The sequence below is a fragment of the Acetobacter senegalensis genome (assembly GCF_001499615.1).
Taxonomy (GTDB): domain Bacteria; phylum Pseudomonadota; class Alphaproteobacteria; order Acetobacterales; family Acetobacteraceae; genus Acetobacter; species Acetobacter senegalensis.
Genome location: NZ_LN606600.1, coordinates 1,697,484 through 1,717,573, shown reverse-complemented (window position 1 = coordinate 1,717,573; position 20,090 = coordinate 1,697,484). Strand labels below are relative to the sequence as shown.

General features: G+C 58.0%; 16 protein-coding genes. 8 read left to right on the top strand and 8 right to left on the bottom strand.

The features are described from left to right. Positions 1-22: 22 nt before the first annotated feature. Positions 23-1,282, bottom strand: a complete 1,260-nt coding sequence (tyrS, locus tag ASN_RS07620) for a tyrosine--tRNA ligase (protein WP_058987778.1) — start codon at positions 1,280-1,282, stop codon at positions 23-25. 186 nt (positions 1,283-1,468) lie between these two features. Beyond that, positions 1,469-2,926: a metalloprotease TldD gene (gene tldD / locus ASN_RS07615; RefSeq protein WP_039905898.1), complete on the bottom strand. Its 1,458-nt coding sequence runs from the start codon at positions 2,924-2,926 to the stop codon at positions 1,469-1,471. A gap of 205 nt (positions 2,927-3,131) precedes the next feature. Between tldD and treF the strand changes: the two genes are divergently transcribed. Then, positions 3,132-5,597, top strand: coding sequence for an alpha,alpha-trehalase TreF (gene treF, locus ASN_RS07605; protein ID WP_231948432.1), 2,466 nt, complete (start codon positions 3,132-3,134; stop codon positions 5,595-5,597). Positions 5,598-5,639: 42 nt separating this feature from the next. Here treF and ASN_RS07600 read toward each other — a convergent pair whose 3' ends face one another. Then, positions 5,640-6,335, bottom strand: a complete 696-nt coding sequence (locus tag ASN_RS07600; protein WP_058987776.1) for a histidine phosphatase family protein — start codon at positions 6,333-6,335, stop codon at positions 5,640-5,642. Between the two features lie 15 nt (positions 6,336-6,350). Next, positions 6,351-8,522: a hypothetical protein gene (locus ASN_RS07595; RefSeq protein ID WP_197603345.1), complete on the bottom strand. Its 2,172-nt coding sequence runs from the start codon at positions 8,520-8,522 to the stop codon at positions 6,351-6,353. Between the two features lie 169 nt (positions 8,523-8,691). Here ASN_RS07595 and rfbB point away from each other — a divergent pair, with 169 nt between their 5' ends. From rfbB to ASN_RS07560, 7 genes are all read left to right on the top strand, one after another. After that, the gene (gene rfbB / locus ASN_RS07590; protein ID WP_058987775.1) at positions 8,692-9,750 is read left to right on the top strand and encodes a dTDP-glucose 4,6-dehydratase; all 1,059 of its coding nucleotides are present in this window, start codon (positions 8,692-8,694) and stop codon (positions 9,748-9,750) included. A 26-nt stretch (positions 9,751-9,776) separates the two neighbouring features. Then, positions 9,777-10,658 carry a glucose-1-phosphate thymidylyltransferase RfbA gene (gene rfbA, locus ASN_RS07585; RefSeq protein ID WP_197603357.1) on the top strand — a complete coding sequence of 294 codons (882 nt, stop codon included), beginning with the start codon at positions 9,777-9,779 and terminating at the stop codon, positions 10,656-10,658. 68 nt (positions 10,659-10,726) lie between these two features. Further along, positions 10,727-11,284 (top strand): dTDP-4-dehydrorhamnose 3,5-epimerase, encoded by a 558-nt coding sequence (rfbC, locus tag ASN_RS07580; protein WP_058987773.1) that lies wholly within the window; start codon positions 10,727-10,729, stop codon positions 11,282-11,284. Positions 11,285-11,299: 15 nt separating this feature from the next. After that, positions 11,300-12,211 carry a dTDP-4-dehydrorhamnose reductase gene (rfbD, locus tag ASN_RS07575; protein ID WP_058987772.1) on the top strand — a complete coding sequence of 304 codons (912 nt, stop codon included), beginning with the start codon at positions 11,300-11,302 and terminating at the stop codon, positions 12,209-12,211. 69 nt (positions 12,212-12,280) lie between these two features. Further along, positions 12,281-13,270, top strand: coding sequence for a glycosyltransferase family 2 protein (locus ASN_RS07570; RefSeq protein ID WP_231948428.1), 990 nt, complete (start codon positions 12,281-12,283; stop codon positions 13,268-13,270). Positions 13,271-13,450: 180 nt separating this feature from the next. Next, positions 13,451-16,039, top strand: a complete 2,589-nt coding sequence (locus ASN_RS07565) for an FtsK/SpoIIIE family DNA translocase (RefSeq protein WP_058987770.1) — start codon at positions 13,451-13,453, stop codon at positions 16,037-16,039. Further along, the gene (locus ASN_RS07560; protein ID WP_058987769.1) at positions 16,036-16,707 is read left to right on the top strand and encodes an RluA family pseudouridine synthase; all 672 of its coding nucleotides are present in this window, start codon (positions 16,036-16,038) and stop codon (positions 16,705-16,707) included. The genes ASN_RS07565 and ASN_RS07560 overlap by 4 nt, the downstream gene beginning before the upstream one ends. An 85-nt stretch (positions 16,708-16,792) precedes the next feature. Here the strand turns inward: ASN_RS07560 and ASN_RS07555 are convergent, their stop codons facing one another. Genes ASN_RS07555 through ASN_RS07540 form a run of 4 tightly spaced genes read right to left on the bottom strand, consistent with a single transcriptional unit; the run spans position 16,793 to position 20,080 of the window. Continuing rightward, complete coding sequence (locus ASN_RS07555) at positions 16,793-17,932, bottom strand: glycosyltransferase family 4 protein (protein ID WP_058989228.1); 1,140 nt, start codon at positions 17,930-17,932, stop codon at positions 16,793-16,795. Between the two features lie 33 nt (positions 17,933-17,965). Further along, on the bottom strand, positions 17,966-18,637 hold the full coding sequence (locus ASN_RS07550) for a glutathione S-transferase (RefSeq protein ID WP_058987768.1): 672 nt from the start codon (positions 18,635-18,637) through the stop codon (positions 17,966-17,968). Between the two features lie 12 nt (positions 18,638-18,649). Next, positions 18,650-19,732, bottom strand: a complete 1,083-nt coding sequence (gene mnmA / locus ASN_RS07545; RefSeq protein ID WP_006558170.1) for a tRNA 2-thiouridine(34) synthase MnmA — start codon at positions 19,730-19,732, stop codon at positions 18,650-18,652. Between the two features lie 33 nt (positions 19,733-19,765). Next, the gene (locus ASN_RS07540) at positions 19,766-20,080 is read right to left on the bottom strand and encodes a ferredoxin family 2Fe-2S iron-sulfur cluster binding protein (RefSeq protein ID WP_006558169.1); all 315 of its coding nucleotides are present in this window, start codon (positions 20,078-20,080) and stop codon (positions 19,766-19,768) included. Positions 20,081-20,090 lie beyond the last annotated feature (10 nt).

Here is a 20,090-nt window from a genome sequence, read left to right as displayed (position 1 = left end):
CATCTCTGACAGGCCAGTCCCTTTACCCGGCCTTGATCAGCACATGATGCTTTTTACCTGAAGAAAGCCGAATAGCCCCTTCCACCGCGTCTGCCTGAGTCACCAGCCTGTTTTCATCAGCAACAGGCTGGTTATTCACGCGTGCTCCCCCACCGCGAATCAAACGCCGGGCTTCACCATTGGTTTTGGCAAGCCCTGCCTCCACCAGCAGACGGAACACAGGCACACCCTCCGTCAGCACAGAGAGTGGAACTTCGTGCACTGGCAGGTCTGCCGCGGCCACCTTGCCTTCTTCAAAGGTCTGGCGGGCCGCTTCTGCCGCAGCCAGAGCGGCTTTGCGCCCATGGCAGAGAGCCGTGGCTTCAGTTGCCAGAACTTTCTTGGCCTCATTGATCTCCGCGCCTTCAAGCGCTTCAAGACGGGCGCATTCTTCCAAAGGCAGATCTGTAAACAGGCGCAGGAAGCGGCCGACATCGGCATCTTCCGTATTCCGCCAGAACTGCCAGTAATCAAACACCGGCAGACGAGCCTCGGAAAGCCACACCGCGCCGTTGGCCGTCTTGCCCATCTTGGCGCCTGATGCGGTGGTCAGCAGCGGCGTGGTCAGCCCCATTACGCCTTTCTGGTCTGTACGACGCACCAGATCCACACCCGAGACAATATTGCCCCACTGGTCTGATCCGCCCAACTGAAGCGTGACGCCATGCCTGCGATTCAGTTCACGGAAGTCATAGGACTGGAGAATGGAGTAATTGAACTCCAGAAAGGTCAGGCCCTGCTCACGGTCCAGACGGCTTTTGACGGAATCAAACGCCAGCATGCGGTTGATGGAAAAATGCACCCCCACATCCCGCAGCAGGTCAATATAGGCCAGTTTGTCCAACCAGTCCGCGTTGTTAACCAGCTTGGCCTCAGATGCACCCTCACCAAATGTCAGAAACTGGCGAAGACAGCCTTCAATGCCTGCCAGATTGGTGGTGATGGTCTCTTCCGTCATCAACCTGCGGGCTTCCTCGCGGAAAGACGGGTCACCGATCCGCGCCGTGCCTCCGCCCATAAGGGCTACAGGCCGGTGGCCATGCTTTTGCAGCAGACGCAGCATCATGATCTGGATCAGGCTGCCCACATGCAGACTGTCTGCCGTGGGATCAAACCCGATATACGCGGCGACAGACCCCTTCGCCATGGCATCATCCAGCGCCTGTGCATCCGTGCACTGGAAAATGAAACCGCGGGCGGCGGCTTCCTGCATGAAAGGACTCTGATACCCGTTTTCGACCATTCTCTTACCCTTGTCTGTCACGCGCCAGCACGCCGCGTGGTCTTTCCGCACCACGCTCTACCACGAGAGCTCAAACAGCAGAAACCTCTCGATTCGCCCACGCATGCTCCTTTTGCCGCCTTTTTCGGTTCAATAAAATCCGCGCGTCAGCCCGCACGCGCTGCCACGCGTATCCCCTTTTTATGCTCAGGCCGTGCCGCCTACAGTCAGACCCGCCATTTTCAGGGTGGGCTGACCCACACCCACCGGCACGCCCTGCCCGGCCTTGCCACAGGTACCAATGCCCGGATCAAGTTCCATATCTTTCCCGATCATGGAAACCTGCGTCATGGCTTCTGCCCCGCTGCCAATCAGCGTGGCCCCTTTAACGGGAGCCGTAATTTTTCCATCTTCCACCAGATAGGCTTCAGATGCTGAGAACACGAACTTGCCGGAGGTAATATCCACCTGACCGCCACCAAAATGCACCGCATACAGACCGCGCTTCATGGAGCGGATCATATCTTCCGTTGACGCCTGGCCCGGCAGCATGAGGGTATTGGTCATGCGGGGCAGCGGCACATGTGCATAGGACTGACGCCGACCATTGCCGGTAGGGGCCATGTGCATCAGTCGGGCATTCAGGCGATCCTGCAAGTAACCCGTTAGAATACCGTCTTCAATCAGCACGGTGCGGCCCGTGGGGGTGCCTTCATCATCCACGGTCAGACTGCCGCGCCGATCAGGCAAAGACCCATCATCAATCACCGTGACACCGGGAGCCGCCACCCGCTTGCCCATAAGGCCAGCAAAAGCGGATGTACCCTTGCGGTTGAAATCTCCTTCAAGCCCATGCCCAACCGCTTCATGCAACAGAATACCGGGCCAGCCAGCGCCGAGCACCACTTCCATCTCACCTGCCGGAGCAGGACGGGCTTCAAGAGCGACCAATGCCTGCCGCAGGGCTTCATCCACAGCGCCCTGCCAAGTCGGTTCTTCAAGCAGGCGGTTGATTTCATAGCGGCCGCCCAGCCCGTGGCTGCCGCTTTCCCGTTTGCCACCCTGCTCCACCACCACGGACACATTTAAGCGCACCAGAGGCCGCAGATCGGCCACGCGCACCCCGTCCGCACGGATAATCTGCACGGCCTGCCACTCACCAGAAAGAGACGCCATAACCTGCACCACACGGCTGTCCTTGCCCCTGGCATAGGCATCAATGCGGGACAGCAGCCCGGAGCGGGCGGCAAAATCCGTATCCCCCAGAGGGTTTGCATCCGTATAAAGGCGCGTGTTGGTGGAGCGCGGCGCATCCGCCATGGTGCCGGACCGACCATTGCGCACAGCACTGACCGCATCAGCAGCCCGCTTCAGGGCTGAACGGCTCAGATCATCAGAATGGGCAAAGCCGGTTTCCTCACCCAGCACTGACCGCAAACCAAACCCGCAACTGGTATCAAAAGAGGCGGAGCGGATCACACCATCATCCAGCGCAATGCTCTCGCTTTCCCTGTATTCCAGAAAAAGTTCACCATCATCCATGCCTGTCAGCGCATCGCGGGTCAGCCCTTCGGCTTCGTCCCGTTGCAGCAAGGCGTTGGGCCGCTTGAAAAACAGGTCATCCGTAACGGCCAGAGCCCCGGGGCTTGAAAGAGGGGACGACATGAACAAAACTCCTGACAGGACTAAAGTGCGCGGGCCACAATCGCCCAGCATGGCTGAAAAGCATAGACAGTTCCGGTGTTACGCAAAACCCGATCCCGGTTGCACCGTTCTTTACCTACCAGCCGGAGGTTTCCATTCCCCCGCCTTGGCAAGAGAGGCTGACAGGTTTTGCGTTGGCCAGAAAGACTTCGACCGAAAGAAAGACATGAGCGCGCATACGGACAGAACAAGCCCTACAGCCCATATTTCCAGCATATTCCCTTCTTCCGTGCTGACTCCGCGCTCGTTGCCTGCTGCCACTATCTCTCGCTCACGCCTGCGCTCTGTGGCCCTGTTCCTTTTTCTGGCCAGCACACCGCTCAGCGGGTGGGCGCAGTCTGCTGCGCCACTTCCCTCCCCCACTTCCTCCTCCATGCAGGCAGACGCTCCAATAGGCGCACGAGCCCTCCCCTCAGTGGAAACTTCTAAGGTGGAAGGAGAAAAACCAACTCCGGCCCTCGCGGCTCCGTCCTCCGTGGTCAGGCTCACCTCCACCGCAACGCAGGCTCCTGCTCCTGCTCCTGCTCCTGCTCCTGCTCCTGCTCCTGCTCCTGCTCCTGCTCCTGCTCCTGCTCCTGCTCCTGCTCCTGCTCCTGAAAGCAACGCTGGCGTGGCGCAGCCCGCAAGCCCTCGTGATGCCTCTCCCGCGCTGGACCAGCAGGACGATGCAACGCCACCCGTGCAGGCCAAACTGTTCAATCGGCTTCCTGCTCCCCATGCGGGAGATCACCCTCTCTCCATTCCGCAGGATCTGCGTCCGCCGTCCATTGCGCTGGGAGAACTGTTCGCCGCCATTCATGCAGCCAAAATCTTCACGGATGCAAAAGCCGTGGCCGATGCCATTCCTGATCAGGCTCCTGTTGATCTGGTTGCCATGTGGAAGCAGCAGAAAGACCTGCCCGATTTCAACCTGAAGCTGTTTGTATCAGAACATTTCACCATTCCTGTTCTGCGGTCTGCTGCCTATTCACGCAAACCTGATGAAAACGTGCGCGATTACATTACCGGCATGTGGGATGTCCTGACGCGTGACGCCGATACTGCCGTGCCGTGGTCATCCCTGCTCGCACTGCCACAGAAATACATTGTTCCCGGCGGACGTTTTTCAGAAATATATTACTGGGACAGCTATTTTACCATGATTGGCCTCTATGAGGACGAGCGCATCGATCTGATGCGCAACATGGTGCAGGATATTGCCTCCCTGATCGCACGGTATGGGCATATGCCCAACGGAAACCGCACCTATTATCTCAGCCGGTCTCAGCCTCCGTTTTTCTCCGTGATGCTGGATCTGCTCGCCAGCCATGATGGGCAGGTGGTTTACACATCTTTCCTGCCGGAACTGCAACGCGAATATGATTACTGGACGGATGGAGCCGCCACACTCAAACCCGGAAACGCGTGGCGACACGCCGTAAAACTGCCTGACGGAACACTCATGTTTCGCCCATGGGATGACATGAACACGCCTCGCGATGAAAGCTACCCGCAGGATCTGGCCACTGCCCGCCAAACACAACGCAACGCCAATGATCTCTGGCGTGATCTGCGCGCGGGCGCTGAAACCGGATGGGATTATTCCTCACGCTGGCTGGCGGACGGCAAAACCCTTTCAACCATCCAGACAACATCACTCCTGACAATAGAATATAATTGTCTGATGGTGCATCTGATGCAGACCCTCTCCCACGCCTACGCGCTGAGTGGAGATAAAGGGAAATCCGCGTCATACATGCAGCAGGCCAAACAGCTTCAGGACGCCATCAACCATTATCTGTGGGATGAAAAAGAAGGCGCCTATTTCGATTACAACTGGAAAACCGGCAAACCCACCGGCATTCTGTCCACTGCCACGGCTGTTCCACTTTTCCTGCATCTGGCCCCGCAGGACAAGGCCGATGCCGTGGCGCACACCATCCAGAAACGGTTGCTGCATGTAGGCGGGCTGACCGTAACGGATCAGGTAACCGGCCAGCAATGGGATGCCCCGAACGGGTGGGCTCCTGAAGAATGGATGGCCATAAAAGGGCTGGAACAGTACGGGCATCATGATCTGGCAGCCGATATTGGCCGCAGATGGATGGCACGCGTTATTGGCACCTTTGAAAAAAGTGGTGTTCTATTGGAAAAATATGATGTTGTGGCAAACGACATAAGCCCCACCGGAGGCAAGGGCGGTGGAGAATACCCCATGCAGGTCGGCTTTGGCTGGACAAACGGTACTCTGCTGGGATTGATGAACCGCTACCCGCAAAGCACCCGAAAAGTTCTGGACAAAAACCCATTGGCTGATCAGCCATCCCAACAGCCGCTTCCCCCTGTTGACGCGTGGGATGCCAAGGGACCGGATATTCCTGTGACCGAAAAATCTCCGCTGAAGGGCGTGCCGCTTTCTGCTTTGCATACAGAAGAGAACGCACAGGATGATCAGCCCCGAAAAGACGCCCCTGCGGGAGCTAACGTGCAGCAAAACCCGCCAGCGGCGTCACAACCCATACCACCGGCAGAAAACGGAAAACCGCCGGTGGTCACGCCCCCGCTGTCACCCGCACCGCCTTCGCCACAACAGCAGCAACAGCAACAGCAACAGCAACAGCAACAGCAACAGCAAAAATCTGGCACTCCCTGAGAAGGGATAAAGCCTGATTTCTGCTGCCGATTGCTTAAAAAATCAGATGCCCGGCAGTTCGTTGACGGTTACAACCCGCCATCCCTCTTCCAGCCGCTCCAGGATGGTGAGAGATAGATTCTGGATGGAAAAATGCAAAGCTGTTTCAGCATGAATACGCAGAGCATGGGCCAAAGCCGCACGAATGGCACCGCCATGGCTGACAGCAATCATATCCTGCCCGGCATAGGTTTCTGCCAGATGATCCAGCCCGCGCCCCACGCGGGCGCAGACATCAATCATGCTTTCCCCTTTTGGGGGGCATTCAGAGGCCGCAACGGACCAGAACGGATGTGGCGCAAGATGCAGGTGATCCGGCAGATCCTGATGCGCCATTCCCTGCCATTCACCCAGATTCTGTTCAATCAGGGCTGGCTCAACCTTTAGCTCGGCAGGCCCGTATCCGGCATCCTGAATGGCTTCCGCCGTGCACCGCGTGCGCGAGAGGGGGCTGATCAGCCAGCGGGCCTTGCGGGGCAGGCGTGCCGCCAGCGCTTCATACATCGGGCGCTGGGCAATCAGGCTATCCGGGCAAAGGGGCACGTCCAGAGTGCCATACAGGCTCATTCTGGCATTTTGTTCCACCAGCGCGTGGCGAATAAGCCAGAAACGGGTCACACCCGTGGCCAGTTGAGGCGTATCCAGAAAGTTGCCCTGATTGGATTGTACGATTTGGGGAGAGGTTACAGATGCACTCATGCTGTTGTTGTGCTGTCAGGAACGACCCAAGGCAAGAGAAGAAATTGTAACGCTCGTCTGCTTCTGGCCTGATGGGTAATCGCGGGGCTCTGCCCCCGAAGCCAGAACACCCGCCTGAACCCTGGGGGCATATGAAGCTGGCGGATCTGCCTTGGCGATGGCGGACCAATGCACCAGAATAAGGCTGATTTTTTCCAGAACCTTGAGGGCGTCTGCGATCTCGCGCGCCATTCTGGCTTTGGTTCCCAGCCCATCATGGGACGGTTCACCCGAAATCAGGCGTGCTCCGGCAGAAAGCCGCAAGGCTGCCGCCTTTCCCCCTCGTGCATGAGGATGAGGAAGTGCCACGGGCTGACCGATATGGCACAAAAGCGCCCCCAGCTTGCGATCAGCCTGCGGTACGTACTCTGATACATCCGCATTCAGCCACTGATACACTTTTCGACATCGGTCAAAATCAAGCGGTGTATCAATATCCGGTGCCTCCGGCGCCCGAACCATGAAAGAGAGAATTGTCTGCCGCCTGTCCCAGTCATCTGTCAAAGCAGGACGTTGCGGCACATACGGGGTTAGTAATTGCAGGTCAGGCTGAGCAAGAATCGCCTGCGTTACAGCGTGAAGAAAACTATGGAGACGCTCGGAGACCACATCAGCCGGAATGGCGGCAAAAGCTTCCATCTCCGCGCGGGCGGCGGCCCAGCGCAACAACAGGCCATGATTGGCACTGCTTGCAAGCACTTGGCAGGCGGAAGAGGACGGCCATTCACACTGGTTGGCGTACGCTGCAAGCCCCACCGGAAGTGTTCCTTTTGCCAGGCGATTCTTCCAGGAAGCCGGTAACAGCAACGCCCCACAGAAGGGCGGGCCCGTATAGAATTTGGAGCCCGTGACCATCACGGCCCACTCTCTCTCCAGATACGCGCTGATCCGCTGTGGCATAAGGCGGGTCTGACAGGCATCGACCACCACATCCAGCCACCCGGGATAAGCGGCACACAAGGCTGCAACAGCCTCCATATCCGGTGCCAGAAGGCCCGTTTTGGACAAATCCAGCACGTGGAGAAGAACGCGCCGTCCTGCGGCAACCTCTTCAGCCACCATAACCTGACAGGCGCGCACAACGTCTTCTGATACGCACAGACCGCCTTCCACATTCCGCAAGGGAAGCGTCAGACTCCGCGCATCTGCGGGGAAACCCTCTATCAACGCGCCTTTTTCAACCGAGACACCACGCGCTGTTTCCTGCGCAAAATGACATCCCTGCGCAGCCAGGGGGATACCACTTCCTGTTTCGTCCGGTGCGGTCAGCACTGTGGTGACAGGCACCCCACCTGACGCCGACAACGCAAGCACAGCCAGCGCGCTATCCGTGCCAGATGGAGAAAGAATGACGGCATCAGAGTCGGCCACGCCAAAGAAGCCCGCCAGAAAACGTCGCATATCCCGCGCCTGTTCTCGCAAAAACGCCAGAGCATCGCCATGCAGCACAGCGCGCATCAAGGCCAACCGGGCAAGTTCTCCGCCAGTAAATCCCCGTTCAGACAACGATGATGCAGTAGAGGACGCGAAGGTCACAGCCCATGGGCGCGGTCGATGCGAACAGCCATAATGATTCAGCCCCGTGCGCACTCCCACGGTGAGGCGTGCATCGCCCCCTTCAGCCATGAGAGCTTCTACCGGGCCGATCAGCTCCCATGCTCCCGCCAGCCAGCGGAGAATCTCGTCCCATTCCTCAGAAGAAAGCGTGTGCTGTTGAGGACTTCCAGCTTCTGCCACAAGTGGCAAAAGAGCGGGGTAAACTGCCTTCAACGCAGCCTTTGCGGGGACATCAGCCGCCGTAAAAAGCCGTACCCAGGATTCGGGTTGAGGATGATCAGCAAAACTGTCCAACAGCCAGAATCGGGCTGTTGTGCGGGTTGCTGCAAAAAGGATTTTAGCGGTTTCACAGGACGATTCGGCCGTGCCTTTCAGCAGAACGGCCAGTTCAAGCGCATGGCGCAGGTGAAACGCCACCACTGTTTCTTCGCCTAAACAGGGGGCTCCAAGGACTATGTTGCCTTGCCGGTCGACCTGAAACGGGTGCCCAATGGAAGGGTTAAGGGTAATACAACAAAACTGTGCAAGAACTTTCAGTTCAGGCCGTTCCAATACCCTCAACAGCGCTTCCGTCAGGTTTTCGGCAAACATTCTCTTCGTCCCTACCAGTCAGTCACGCCGCGTCATTTAGCCCTTTTCATACTGCTGCCCGCCCTAATTGCGCAAATTATGCATGATTACTGGCGAACCGGAATTTTCTGCGTTATGCCTGTTATGTAGAAATTTGAACGTCTTCTTTGGTCACAAAAGCGGAAACTCTATGCGTATCTTATTAACTGGCGGATGCGGATTTATCGGGTCTGCGGTAATCCGACATATTATTCGGTCAACCGATCACTCTGTTCTGAATGTTGACTGCATGACTTATGCAGCTTCTGAAGAAACAGTGGAAGATGCCCCCTCCAGCGGACGCTACGAGTTTGCACGGGCCAATATTGTCAACGGTAGCGAGATGAGTCGTCTGTTCGAGGCGTTCCGCCCGCACGCCGTGATGCATCTGGCGGCTGAAAGCCACGTGGACCGCTCCATCGATGGCCCCGGTGTCTTTATCCAGACCAATGTGGTCGGCACCTATTCCCTGCTGGAAGCGGCACGGAAATACTGGCTCACACTGGACAAGGCAGATCGTGAAGCCTTCCGGTTCCACCATATCTCCACCGACGAAGTATTCGGGGCGCTGGAACCCAACGACCCGCCATTTACGGAAACTACGCCTTACGATCCGCGCAGCCCGTATTCCGCCAGCAAGGCCTCTTCTGATCATCTGGTGCGCGCCTGGTTCCATACCTATGGCCTGCCCACTTTTGTGACCAACACCACCAACAATTACGGTATCTGGCATTTTCCGGAAAAGCTGATTCCGTTGATCACCATCAACGCTATTGAAGGCAAGGATCTGCCTGTTTATGGCGATGGCGCCAACGTGCGGGACTGGCTGTTCGTAGAAGACCACGCAGAAGCGCTGGTCAAGGCCGTGGAAAAAGGCGTGCCGGGCGAAACATATGCCATTGGAGCCCGTCAGCCCCGCAGCAATCTGGAAGTGGTCAAGACCATCTGTAAGGTTCTGGACGAATTGTCACCGGATGCCGCTGGCCCGCGTGAACGTCTGATCCGCTTTGTGTCCGATCGTCCTGGTCACGACTTCCGGTATGAAATTGATCCATCCCATGCCGAACAGGCATTGGACTGGAAAGCCAAACATGATTTTGAAACCGGAATCCGCCGCACTGTGCAGTGGTATCTGGATAATCGTGACTGGTGGGAAGCCATCCGCGCCCGCCGCTATACCGGAAACCGTCTGGGAACTGCCGCAGAATGACACAGAAACCCCCTGTCGCCACGCCCATGAAGGGCATCCTGCTGGCCGGTGGTTCCGGCACGCGCCTTTACCCCATGACTCTGGCTGCCAGCAAACAGTTGCTGCCAGTTTATGATAAACCGATGGTCTATTATCCGCTCTCCACGCTTATGCTGGCGGGCATCAAGGATATCATGATCATCAGCACACCTGCTGACCTGCCGCAGTTCAAACGCCTTCTGGGAGATGGGTCCCAGTTCGGCGTACGGTTTGAATACCGGGTCCAGCCGTCTCCGGACGGGATTCCGCAGGCCTTCCTGATCGCGGAAGACTGGTTGGGGAACGCTCCCTGCGCACTGGCGCTTGGTGACAACCTTATTTTTGCTGATCACCTGAGCGCCGCCCTGCAAACCGCGGCCCTTCGCCCCACGGGGGCTACAGTATTTGCTTATCAGGTACGTGATCCGGAACGCTACGGTGTGGTCACGTTTGACAACACCGGTCGCGCGCTGAGCATTGTGGAAAAGCCGAAAGAAGCTCCTTCCAACTGGGCGGTGACCGGGCTCTATTTCTACGATAACCGGGTGTTGGACTTTGCAAAGCGGGTCAAACCTTCTGCCCGCGGGGAACTGGAGATCACGGATCTCAACCGCTTCTATCTGGAAGAAGGATCCCTGCATGTTGACCGCCTTGGCCGTGGCTGCGCTTGGCTGGATGCAGGCATTCCCGATAGCCTGATGGAAGCCGGTCAGTTTGTGCATACCATTCAGGCTCGTCAGGGCATGCTGGTCGGTTCTCCGGCTGAAGTCGCCTATCGCATGGGCTTTATTGATGCAGACCAGTTGCGGGCTCATGCACAGCGCATGATCAAAACCGAACTGGGCCGCCTGCTGATGCAGGTTGCCGATTCTGCTCCCGTGGGCTGCTGATCAGGCAGCCCTTTTTTCTATGCCCGCCTTAATTTTATGCCAGTCTTAATTTCTGGAGATCTGCCTTCATGAAAGTTGATCGTCTCGCCATTCCGGACGTCATCCTTGTTACGCCGCCGCGCTTTGGAGACAATCGGGGGTTCTTCTCCGAAACCTACAATATCGACCGCATGCGTGACGCAGGCATTACCCAGCCATTCGTTCAGGATAACCAGAGCCTTTCCCGCCAGAAAGGTGTTGTTCGTGGCCTGCATTGCCAGCTTGACCCATATGCTCAGGGAAAACTGGTACGCTGCACCAAAGGGGCCATCTGGGATGTCGCAATTGATGCCCGCACTGGCTCCCCGACCTATGGCAAATGGGTTGCGGCTGAACTGTCAGAAGAAAACTGGTCCCAGCTCTGGATTCCGCCGGGCTTCCTGCACGGTTTCTGCACGCTGACTGAAAACGCGGAAGTTCAGTACAAATGCACCGGCCTTTACAACAAGGCTTCTGAACGGGCGGTGATTTGGAACAGTGCGGAACTGGCCATTGACTGGCCTGTCAAACCTGAAGACGCCATTTTGTCAGAAAAAGATCTGGAAGCACCGGAATTTTCTGCCGCCGAAGGCTGGTTTCAATTTTAAGAACGGGAGCACGTCATGAGCATTCTGGCATCTGAGGGCAGTCCCATTCTGGTCACCGGTGGCACCGGGCAGCTTGCAACCTCTCTGGTCACACTTGGCGGTCCGCGCATTCATTGCGTTGGGCGTCCCGGTTTTGATTTTGACAAACCTGAAACATTGGCTGCCACGCTGGAAGCCGTCAATCCGGTTGCCGTGGTCAATGCCGCAGCCTGGACTGCTGTTGATCTGGCGGAAAAGGAACCTGAAGCGGCTGCCCGCGCCAACACGAGTGGTCCGGCAGAACTGGCCCGTCTGTGCGCCCAGCAGAATATTCCGCTGATCCATGTTTCCACTGATTACGTCTTTTCCGGAGACAAAGGCACACCGTATGTGGAAACAGATGCAGTCTCCCCTGACACGGTCTATGGCAGCACAAAGGCTGAAGGCGAAAAACAGGCACTGGCCGCCAATCCCAAGACCCTGATTTTCCGGACCTCCTGGGTGTATTCGGCTCATGGCAAGAACTTTGTTCGCACCATGCTGAACGCAGGTGCCAAAAATCCGGCCCTGAAAGTGGTCGGGGACCAGAAAGGCAATCCCACCAGTTCAGATGATCTGGCGCGCGCCATTCTTTCCGTTCTCGCCATTCTCGAAAAAGACGGCTGGAAAGATGATTTTGCCGGGATCTACCATGTGTGTGGAACCGGTGAAACCACATGGCATGGTCTGGCGGTAGAAGCCCTGAAAGATGCGGCGGACCATGGGCAGCCGATGCCCACAGTCACCGCTATCCGCACGGAAGATTGGCCCACCCCGGCTAAACGGCCCGCTGATTCACGGATGGACAATTCCAAGCTCACGCGTGTATTTGGCATTACCATGCCGGCGTGGGAAGAAAGCGTAAAGAAGGTTGTAAACCAGATTTTTGCCCAGACTCCTTCAGCCTGAGCAAAACGCACCTGCTGCTTCTGACTGCGTTACAGAAGCAGCCTTCTACCCCCTGTCAGAGGACACCGAGTGCAGGATAACAGTCAGAGCACCATGCCCGGACGCTTCCCTGCACAATCGGGCCTGTCAGATGCCCCCGTTGCTATTCTGCTTTCGCTCTATAATGGGGGCACCTATCTGAGCGAACAGCTTGCTTCCCTTGAAGGCCAAACCCACACCAACTGGGTTCTCTATTGGCGGGATGACGGCTCTACCGACGGCACGCTCTCCCTGATGCAGCATTTCAGCCAGAAAATGGGCCATCGCTGCATCATGGTCACACCCCGCAATGGCCAGCATCTGGGTGTTACAGCCTCCTATTCCCACCTTCTGGCGGCTGTTCCGCCTGATATGCCCGTTGCATTCTGTGATCAGGATGATGTCTGGCTACCTGATAAACTGGCACGTGGGCTAAAAGCTCTTGCGACTCTTCCCCCCACGCAGCCCGGCCTGTACTGCGCCCGGCAAACCCTGACAGACAGAAATCTCACACCTGTTGGTCTGTCTCCGCCTCTGCCACAGGCAACGTCTTTTCTGGCGGCTCTCACCCAGAATATTGCAACCGGCTGCACCATCATGCTCTCCCCCGCAGCGTGCGATCTTCTGAAGAAAGCCATGCCAGCATCTTCGCATATCCTGCATGACTGGTGGGCCTATCTTCTTGTTGCTGGCGCGGGCGGGAATATTCTGACAGATAACCGGCCTGTTCTGCTCTACCGCCAGCACGGACAAAACGCTGTTGGCGCGCCTGCACGCTTCATGCAACGTGCTCTGGGTGCCTTACGACGCGGCCCCAGCCTTTTCATGGACATCTTCCGTGCCAATACCCTGTATCTGCTCAGCCGCCGCCAATTGTTGACTCCGCAGAATCAGGAAAGCCTGCGCCTTATTCAACAGGGGCTTGGCCGTGGGTGGCGTGGTCTGGCTGCCCGATTCTCCCTGTTGCAGAAGATGGAACAGCTCCGGCGACATGAAAAACTGGAGCAACTGGTGTTCCGGTTGTGGTTTCTGCTCGGGTAAAGAGCAAAAAACGGGCATTTTGCCAAAACTCTGCCTTACAAACCTTCTTTACAGCAGAAGTTCACGGTAGGTTGGGCCACCGTTTCCGAACGATGTTTTTGAATTAACTGTCCTGAAAGAAACAGGCTGCCATTTGGCCTGCATGATCTTCAGGGCCATTTGGAGTCAGGATCCAGACCCTTGGCGCGAGCGAGCCACACACGATCTGCCGACTATGTCCTTCCCACTTACAAGAGCGCGCTTCGGCTGCGGCTTGAAGAAGGAGGAGGCCTCCTTCTCTGTGTGCTTGCCTGCGCGCTGCTGGTTGCTCTGGCCACGTACAACCCGAAAGATCCCTCTTTCAATACGGCAACAGGCCAGCCCCCCACCAACCTGCTTGGCATGGTGGGCGCTGTGCTGTCAGACACGTTGCTGCAAGGTATTGGCATGGCGGCCGTGCTGCCTGCCTTTATTCTGATGGCATGGGGCTGGCGCTTCATGAGCCACCGGTTGCTGGGCCACGAATCCCTTGTGGTGTTTGGCTTGCGGTTTCTGGCTATCCTCTGCCTTCTACCGGTAAGTGGGGCCCTGCTGGCCGCCATCCCCCTTCTGTTTACTGCCCTCCCCCCCATGCATTGGCCCACAGAAGCTGGTATTGGCGGCGGTATCGGGTTTTCCATCGCCCAGACCTCGCTTTCCGCCGGAACTGCCGCCATTGGTCCGGCTGGTGGCATGCTGGTGTGGATTCTCGGTCTGCTTCTGTCATGCCTGCTTCTGGCGCTAGGCACCGGGCTGCGCCGTCAGGAATGGGCGACGCTATGGCACGGGGTGATGGTTGTGCTCCGTCTGCCGGGCCAGCTCGGTATGCGCTTTGTACGCTATTATGCCAGCCGCAAACCGCGTGAGGAGGAAGCTCCCATTGGTACGGCAGGCCGTTTTGCCACCGCGGAGGAAACCTCCTACGCGGCAAGCAGAACCTCTGCCCACTCCCTTTTTGCGCAGGAAGAAGAGGAAGATGATCTCTCACTTCCTGACCACACTCCCCCTGGCACCGCTCTGGCCCTGCGGGAAGAAGACGCACCGGCAGTCTCACCCAGTGCAAGTTCTACCGCTCCAGCCCTGCGTGAGCCACCAGCACCAGCCCCCACACCTGCTGTTGCGCCGCAACCTGTAACGGCCGCAGCCCCCAAAAGCGGCCTGTTGGGTCGCCTGTTTACAGGTAAGGAAAACGCAGCCGGGCCAAGCATGCCCAAGGCTCCCGCCGTATCTGCCAAAAAAGGCGGCTGGGAACTGCCACCCCTTGATCTGCTGAAACCAGCCCCCGCCCACACGCAATATGGCCCCTCCGCCGAAGCACTGAACGCCACGGCGCGCCTGCTGGAACAGGTGCTTTCTGATTACGGTGTGCAGGGAACCATTGTGGGCATGAGCGCTGGCCCTGTGGTCACGCTTTATGAACTGGAACCCGCCGCCGGTATCCGCTCCGCCCGTGTGATCGGGCTGGCGGATGATGTTGCGCGCTCGCTCTCGGTTCTGAGTGTTCGTATCGCCACCGTGCCGGGACGGAATGTGATTGGTATTGAAGTACCAAACCAGACACGCGAGACAGTTTATCTTTCTGAACTGCTCAGCCAGCCGGATTGGCAGAATGATCCGGCCCACCTCTCCCTTGCTCTGGGGAAAGACATTGCGGGTGAGCCCGTGTTCAGTGATCTGGCACGCATGCCGCATCTGCTTGTTGCGGGCACCACGGGTTCAGGGAAATCGGTTGGCGTAAACGCCATGATCCTCTCGCTGCTTTATCGGCTTTCCCCCGATGAATGCCGCCTGATCATGATTGACCCCAAGGTGCTGGAACTTTCCATTTACGATGGTATTCCGCACCTGCTCACCCCGGTTGTGACAGAACCCCCAAAAGCCGTGAACGCCCTGAAATGGGTGGTGCGGGAAATGGACCGCCGTTACCGCACCATGGCGCACATGCAGGTGCGAAACATTGCCGGCTATAACGCCCGCGCCGCCGAAGCCCGTGCTGATGGTGAAGTGGTGGTGCGCCGTGTGCAGACGGGCTTTGACCCTGAAACCGGCAACCCTGTGTTTGAGGAACAGTCCGTCACGCTGGACCCGATGCCCTATATCGTCGTGATTATTGACGAAATGGCGGATCTGATGATGACCGCCGGCAAGGAAATTGACGCGTGTGTGCAGCGGCTGGCCCAGAAAGCGCGTGCGGCTGGCATCCATGTGATCATGGCCACGCAGCGCCCCTCCGTGGATGTGATTACCGGCACCATCAAGGCCAACTTCCCCACCCGTATCTCCTTTCAGGTGATCAGCAAGTTTGATAGCCGCACCATTCTGGGTGAACAGGGTGCGGAACAATTGCTGGGCCAGGGTGACATGCTGTTCATGCAGGGGGGCGGCCGCATTACCCGCGTGCATGGTCCGTTTGTGGCCGATAGCGAAGTGGAGCAGGTTGTCAGCTTCCTGAAAGAACAGGGCGAACCCATTTACGATGATGACGTGCTGGCCGAACCCGTGGAAGAAGCGCCCGCTGGCGGCGGCAAGTCGGGCGGCGGAGATAGCGGCGAATCAGACATGTATGATGAAGCCGTAGCCATTGTAACGCGGGAAGGGAAAGCCTCGACCTCCTTCGTGCAGCGGCATCTTTCCATTGGCTACAACCGCGCCGCCAAGCTGATTGAACAGATGGAAAAGGAAGGCATTATCAGCCGGGCCGACCATGTAGGCCGCCGCAAGGTGCTGGTGGGGTCCGCCCGCGAGGAATGAGCACCCTTTCAGCTCCGCCCTTTCCTCTCTCCGTGCTGTATCAGGACCAGCATGTGGTGATTCTGGACAAACCGGCGGGTATCCCTGTGCATGCAGGACCGAAAGGTGGCCCCTGTGTGGAGGACTGCTTTCCGCTTCTGTCGCGGCGCAAGGATGGGCCATGGCTGGCCCACAGGCTGGATACGGAAACCTCCGGCTGTCTGGCCATTGCGCTGCGCAAGCAACCCTTGCTGGCCATGCAACAGGCTTTTGCCAGCAGGACAGCGCAGAAAACCTACTGGGCCGTTGTTCAAGGCGGCCCCAAGAATGATACTGGCGAAATTGATCTGCCCCTTCTCAAACAGACAGATCGCAGCGGTTGGCGGATGATCACCAGCGAAAAAGGCACTCCTGCCCGAACGTCCTGGCGCGTGTTGGGTCGATCAGACTCACTCTGCTGGCTGGAACTTCATCTGCACACGGGCCGGACCCATCAGGCTCGAGTCCATTGCGCCGCCATGGGCTGCCCCATTGTAGGGGATACACTTTACGGGGCGCCCCATCCGGAGGGGCTTCACCTGCTGGCACGTAGCCTGACGTTGCCTTTTACGCCACCAGTGAAGGCCGTCGCTCCACCCCGCAAGGGTATGCAAGCGGCGTTACAAGCCTGTGGATGGAACTGTGGGTAGAATCGGGGCGACTCCTTTGAAACCCCTCTTATCCTGCGAAAAAAGACCTATTTGTCGAGTCTGAGTAAATTTTCAAAATTATCTTTCAGGCGTGGAAGGTGCCTTTCCAGCGCCATTCCCGCACAATGTCCTGATGCAGAAGGCGCCGCTTTTCACGCACGATGGTTGTATCAAACAACCACGCCCGCTGGCGGGCGTCCTGCCCCAAGGTCTGGCGCAGCGGTTCATCCCGCATCAGGCGCTCAATAACCTGAACCAGTTTGGGAAGATCATCCGGGTCTGCATACAGACCTGTATCGCCCACAACATCGGGCAGGCTGCCTTTGCGTGACGCGACAAGGGCGGCCCCGCATCCCATGGCTTCCAGCGCGGACATGCCAAAAGGCTCCGGCCAACGGCTGGGCACAACCACAATGGCGTCATGCGCCATGGCGTTCAACACGACCTCATGCGGTTGGTAGCCATGCAACACTACCCCTGCTTCAATCGCCTTAGGGCGGAGTGCTGCCAGAAAGGGAGTCTCTGGCGAATCCGGGCCAAAACGGTCCGCACCGATCATATCCGCCCGCCATTCCGGGTACCGGGGCAGAATCTGGGCACAGGCCGCAACAAACGCATCGGCCCCTTTGTCCGCCACAACCCGGCCTGCAAACAGCAGGCGTTTTTCCCGCTGGTCCGGTTGGGCGGGAAGAGAGGCCATAGTCAAACTATTGGGCAGAACCCGTACACAGGCTTTGACATTCTGGCTGACAAAGCGCGAACGCACCCATTCTGACACAGCCACAATGGCGACCGCCTGCCCCAGCTTGTCGCGCTCCCCCGATGTTCGCGCGCGCCGCATGCCACAGGGATCATTATGCAGCACCAGTACAACCGGCACGGTGGGGCACAGTTTGCGCAAGGCAAGCGCCACATCCGGACGATTATGCACTTCCAGCAGATCAGGCTGCACCTGCCGTGCCAGACGTGCCACCCCACCAGCGTAACGGTGAATACGGCTGAAAGGCCGAAAAACGCGCTGCACGGGCAGAAAAGAAATACCAGCAAAGGGTGCGCTGTCCGGCGGCAACCCCACCACAATTTCTCCCGGCGCAGCCATGCGCTGCACCAGCAGAGAAATTGCACCAGCCTCCCCCACCGCAAAGCGCTCTCTCGGGGGCAGGACAGTCATCACCTTCAACGGCATTGCGTCCTCATCCTGTGGTCTTGAGGCAGAAGCCTGCATCGACACCATAAGTCTGATGCCTCCCGTCAGGGATCACGCAATGGATTCGTACATGTCCAGATGCCACGCTTCCGGCTCACGCGCCGCAGCCTCGTACCATTCCTGCATCAGGGGATGATGACGCACTGCCTGCATATAGGCCCGAGACGCCTCGGAAAGCCCTGGCACGGAATAGGACAAAAAGCGCGAGACAACTGGCGCGAACATGGCATCCACATTGCCGAACTGCGCCCCGAACAGGAAGGGTCCACCCTGACCATAACGCGTACGTGCATCGGTCCAGATGGCATCAATACGCGTAATATCTTTCAGAACATCCGCATCAAGGGGTGTTGCCAGAGGACGAGCATCCCGCCCCAGATTCATGGGGAATGTGGAGCGTACACCACGAAACCCCGAATGCATTTCTGCCGAGAGAGACCGCGCAACAGCGCGCTCGCACCGGTCTGCAGGCCACAGGGCCGGGGCCTGCTCCGCACAATATTCAGCAATGGAAAGAGAATCCCACACCTGCACCCCGTTGTGCTCCAGATAGGGAACGCACCCGTTGGGAGAAAGGGTTTTAAGCGCCTTGGTCTGGCCAGCCCCTTCAAGCGGAACAACCTGTGTGGAGACATTCAGCCCAGCCAGCTTCACCATAAGCCACCCACGCAGAGACCATGATGAATAACGCTGCGTGCCGATAACAAGACGACCATCTGCCATGCTGTCTCTCCCTCAGGCTGCCGACGCGGCTGCTTCCCGGCGGATAAAACCACCGCCCAGAATACGGCTGCCATCATAAAACACACAGGCCTGACCGGGCGCAGGCATTGCCGGTTCGGTCAGTTGCACCAGCGCCCCGTCTGCCGTGGGAATAACCCGGGCTGGACGCGGCACTTCCCGCGCGCGCATCTGCACATGGCAGACAAGGCCCTCCGGCGGCGCATCCACTAGCCAGTTGACATCCCGCACGGAAAGAGAACTGACAAAAGAGTGCTCACGCGGGCCGATAATCACACGGCGGCGGCCCGGTTCCACGCCCACCACCATCTGACGCTCACCATTCAGGCGCGCCGCATTGCCCAGCCGTTTGCTCTGCCCCACGGTAAAGCGCATCACGCCCTCATGGTGGCCCACAACCTGCCCGGCACTGTCCACAATTTCGCCAGGCCCGGCCATTTCCGGATGCATGCGCTCAACCAGATCCACATAGGACCCATCGCTGACAAAGCAGAGATCCTGGCTGTCGGGCTTGCCTGCAACAATCAGACCAAACTTTTCCGCTTCCGCCCTTACGGCACCCTTGTCTGGCATATCGCCTAAGGGGAAGCGCAGAAACGCCAACTGTTCGCGCGTGGTGGCAAACAGAAACCAGGACTGATCCCGCGCGCTGTCCACCGGGCGGTGCAGTTCCACGCCATCGGGGCCTTCCACGCGCCGCACGTAATGGCCTGTGGCCATGGCATCCGCGCCGATTTCCTTGGCCAACCCTAGAAGATCAGTAAATTTCACGCCCTGATTGCAGGCCACGCAGGGCACAGGCGTTTCACCCGCCGCATAGGCATCAGCAAAACGCTCTATCACGCTGTCCTGAAAGCGGCGCTCGGCATCAATCACATAATGCGGAAAGCCAAGGCGATCAGCCACGGCCCGAGCATCACGGATATCCTGCCCCGCGCAGCAGGCCCCCTTTTTGGCGGCTCCGCGCGAATCATAAAGCTGGAGGGTGGCGCCTATCACCTCGTGCCCCTCTGCCTGAAGGCGGGCGGCAACCACGGAACTGTCCACCCCCCCGGACATGGCCACAAGAATGCGCATGGCGCTCCCTTTCTTACGTTAAACGGTGTGTGTTCAGGCCGTGCGCGGCAGACGCACCACCAGCCCGTTCAAATCTTCGGTCATGACGATCTGGCACCCAAGGCGAGAGGTTTTTTCAAGCCCGAACGCCAGATCAAGCATATCTTCTTCGTCATCCGTCGGCGTATTGAGCTTCGGCGCCCAGGACGGATCAACAATCACGTGGCAGGTGGCGCAGGCCAGAGAGCCTTCGCAGGCACCTTCAAGATCAATACCGTGCTTATGGGCAATTTCCAGTACGGAAAGGCCAAGCGGCGCATCAACCGTACGCTCTGTTCCGTCCTGCTCAACAAACGTCATCTGGGGCATTCGTCTTTAT

What these genes read in the sequence shown, in the direction of transcription:
- tyrS (WP_058987778.1), bottom strand. Translation starts at nt 1,282, where the DNA reads ATGGTCGAAAACGGGTATCAGAGTCCTTTCATGCAGGAAGCCGCCGCC.
- tldD (WP_039905898.1), bottom strand. Translation starts at nt 2,926, where the DNA reads ATGTCGTCCCCTCTTTCAAGCCCCGGGGCTCTGGCCGTTACGGATGAC.
- treF (WP_231948432.1), top strand. Translation starts at nt 3,132, where the DNA reads ATGAGCGCGCATACGGACAGAACAAGCCCTACAGCCCATATTTCCAGC.
- ASN_RS07600 (WP_058987776.1), bottom strand. Translation starts at nt 6,335, where the DNA reads ATGAGTGCATCTGTAACCTCTCCCCAAATCGTACAATCCAATCAGGGC.
- ASN_RS07595 (WP_197603345.1), bottom strand. Translation starts at nt 8,522, where the DNA reads ATGTTTGCCGAAAACCTGACGGAAGCGCTGTTGAGGGTATTGGAACGG.
- rfbB (WP_058987775.1), top strand. Translation starts at nt 8,692, where the DNA reads ATGCGTATCTTATTAACTGGCGGATGCGGATTTATCGGGTCTGCGGTA.
- rfbA (WP_197603357.1), top strand. Translation starts at nt 9,777, where the DNA reads ATGAAGGGCATCCTGCTGGCCGGTGGTTCCGGCACGCGCCTTTACCCC.
- rfbC (WP_058987773.1), top strand. Translation starts at nt 10,727, where the DNA reads ATGAAAGTTGATCGTCTCGCCATTCCGGACGTCATCCTTGTTACGCCG.
- rfbD (WP_058987772.1), top strand. Translation starts at nt 11,300, where the DNA reads ATGAGCATTCTGGCATCTGAGGGCAGTCCCATTCTGGTCACCGGTGGC.
- ASN_RS07560 (WP_058987769.1), top strand. Translation starts at nt 16,036, where the DNA reads ATGAGCACCCTTTCAGCTCCGCCCTTTCCTCTCTCCGTGCTGTATCAG.
- ASN_RS07555 (WP_058989228.1), bottom strand. Translation starts at nt 17,932, where the DNA reads ATGCAGGCTTCTGCCTCAAGACCACAGGATGAGGACGCAATGCCGTTG.
- ASN_RS07550 (WP_058987768.1), bottom strand. Translation starts at nt 18,637, where the DNA reads ATGGCAGATGGTCGTCTTGTTATCGGCACGCAGCGTTATTCATCATGG.
- mnmA (WP_006558170.1), bottom strand. Translation starts at nt 19,732, where the DNA reads ATGCGCATTCTTGTGGCCATGTCCGGGGGGGTGGACAGTTCCGTGGTT.
- ASN_RS07540 (WP_006558169.1), bottom strand. Translation starts at nt 20,080, where the DNA reads ATGCCCCAGATGACGTTTGTTGAGCAGGACGGAACAGAGCGTACGGTT.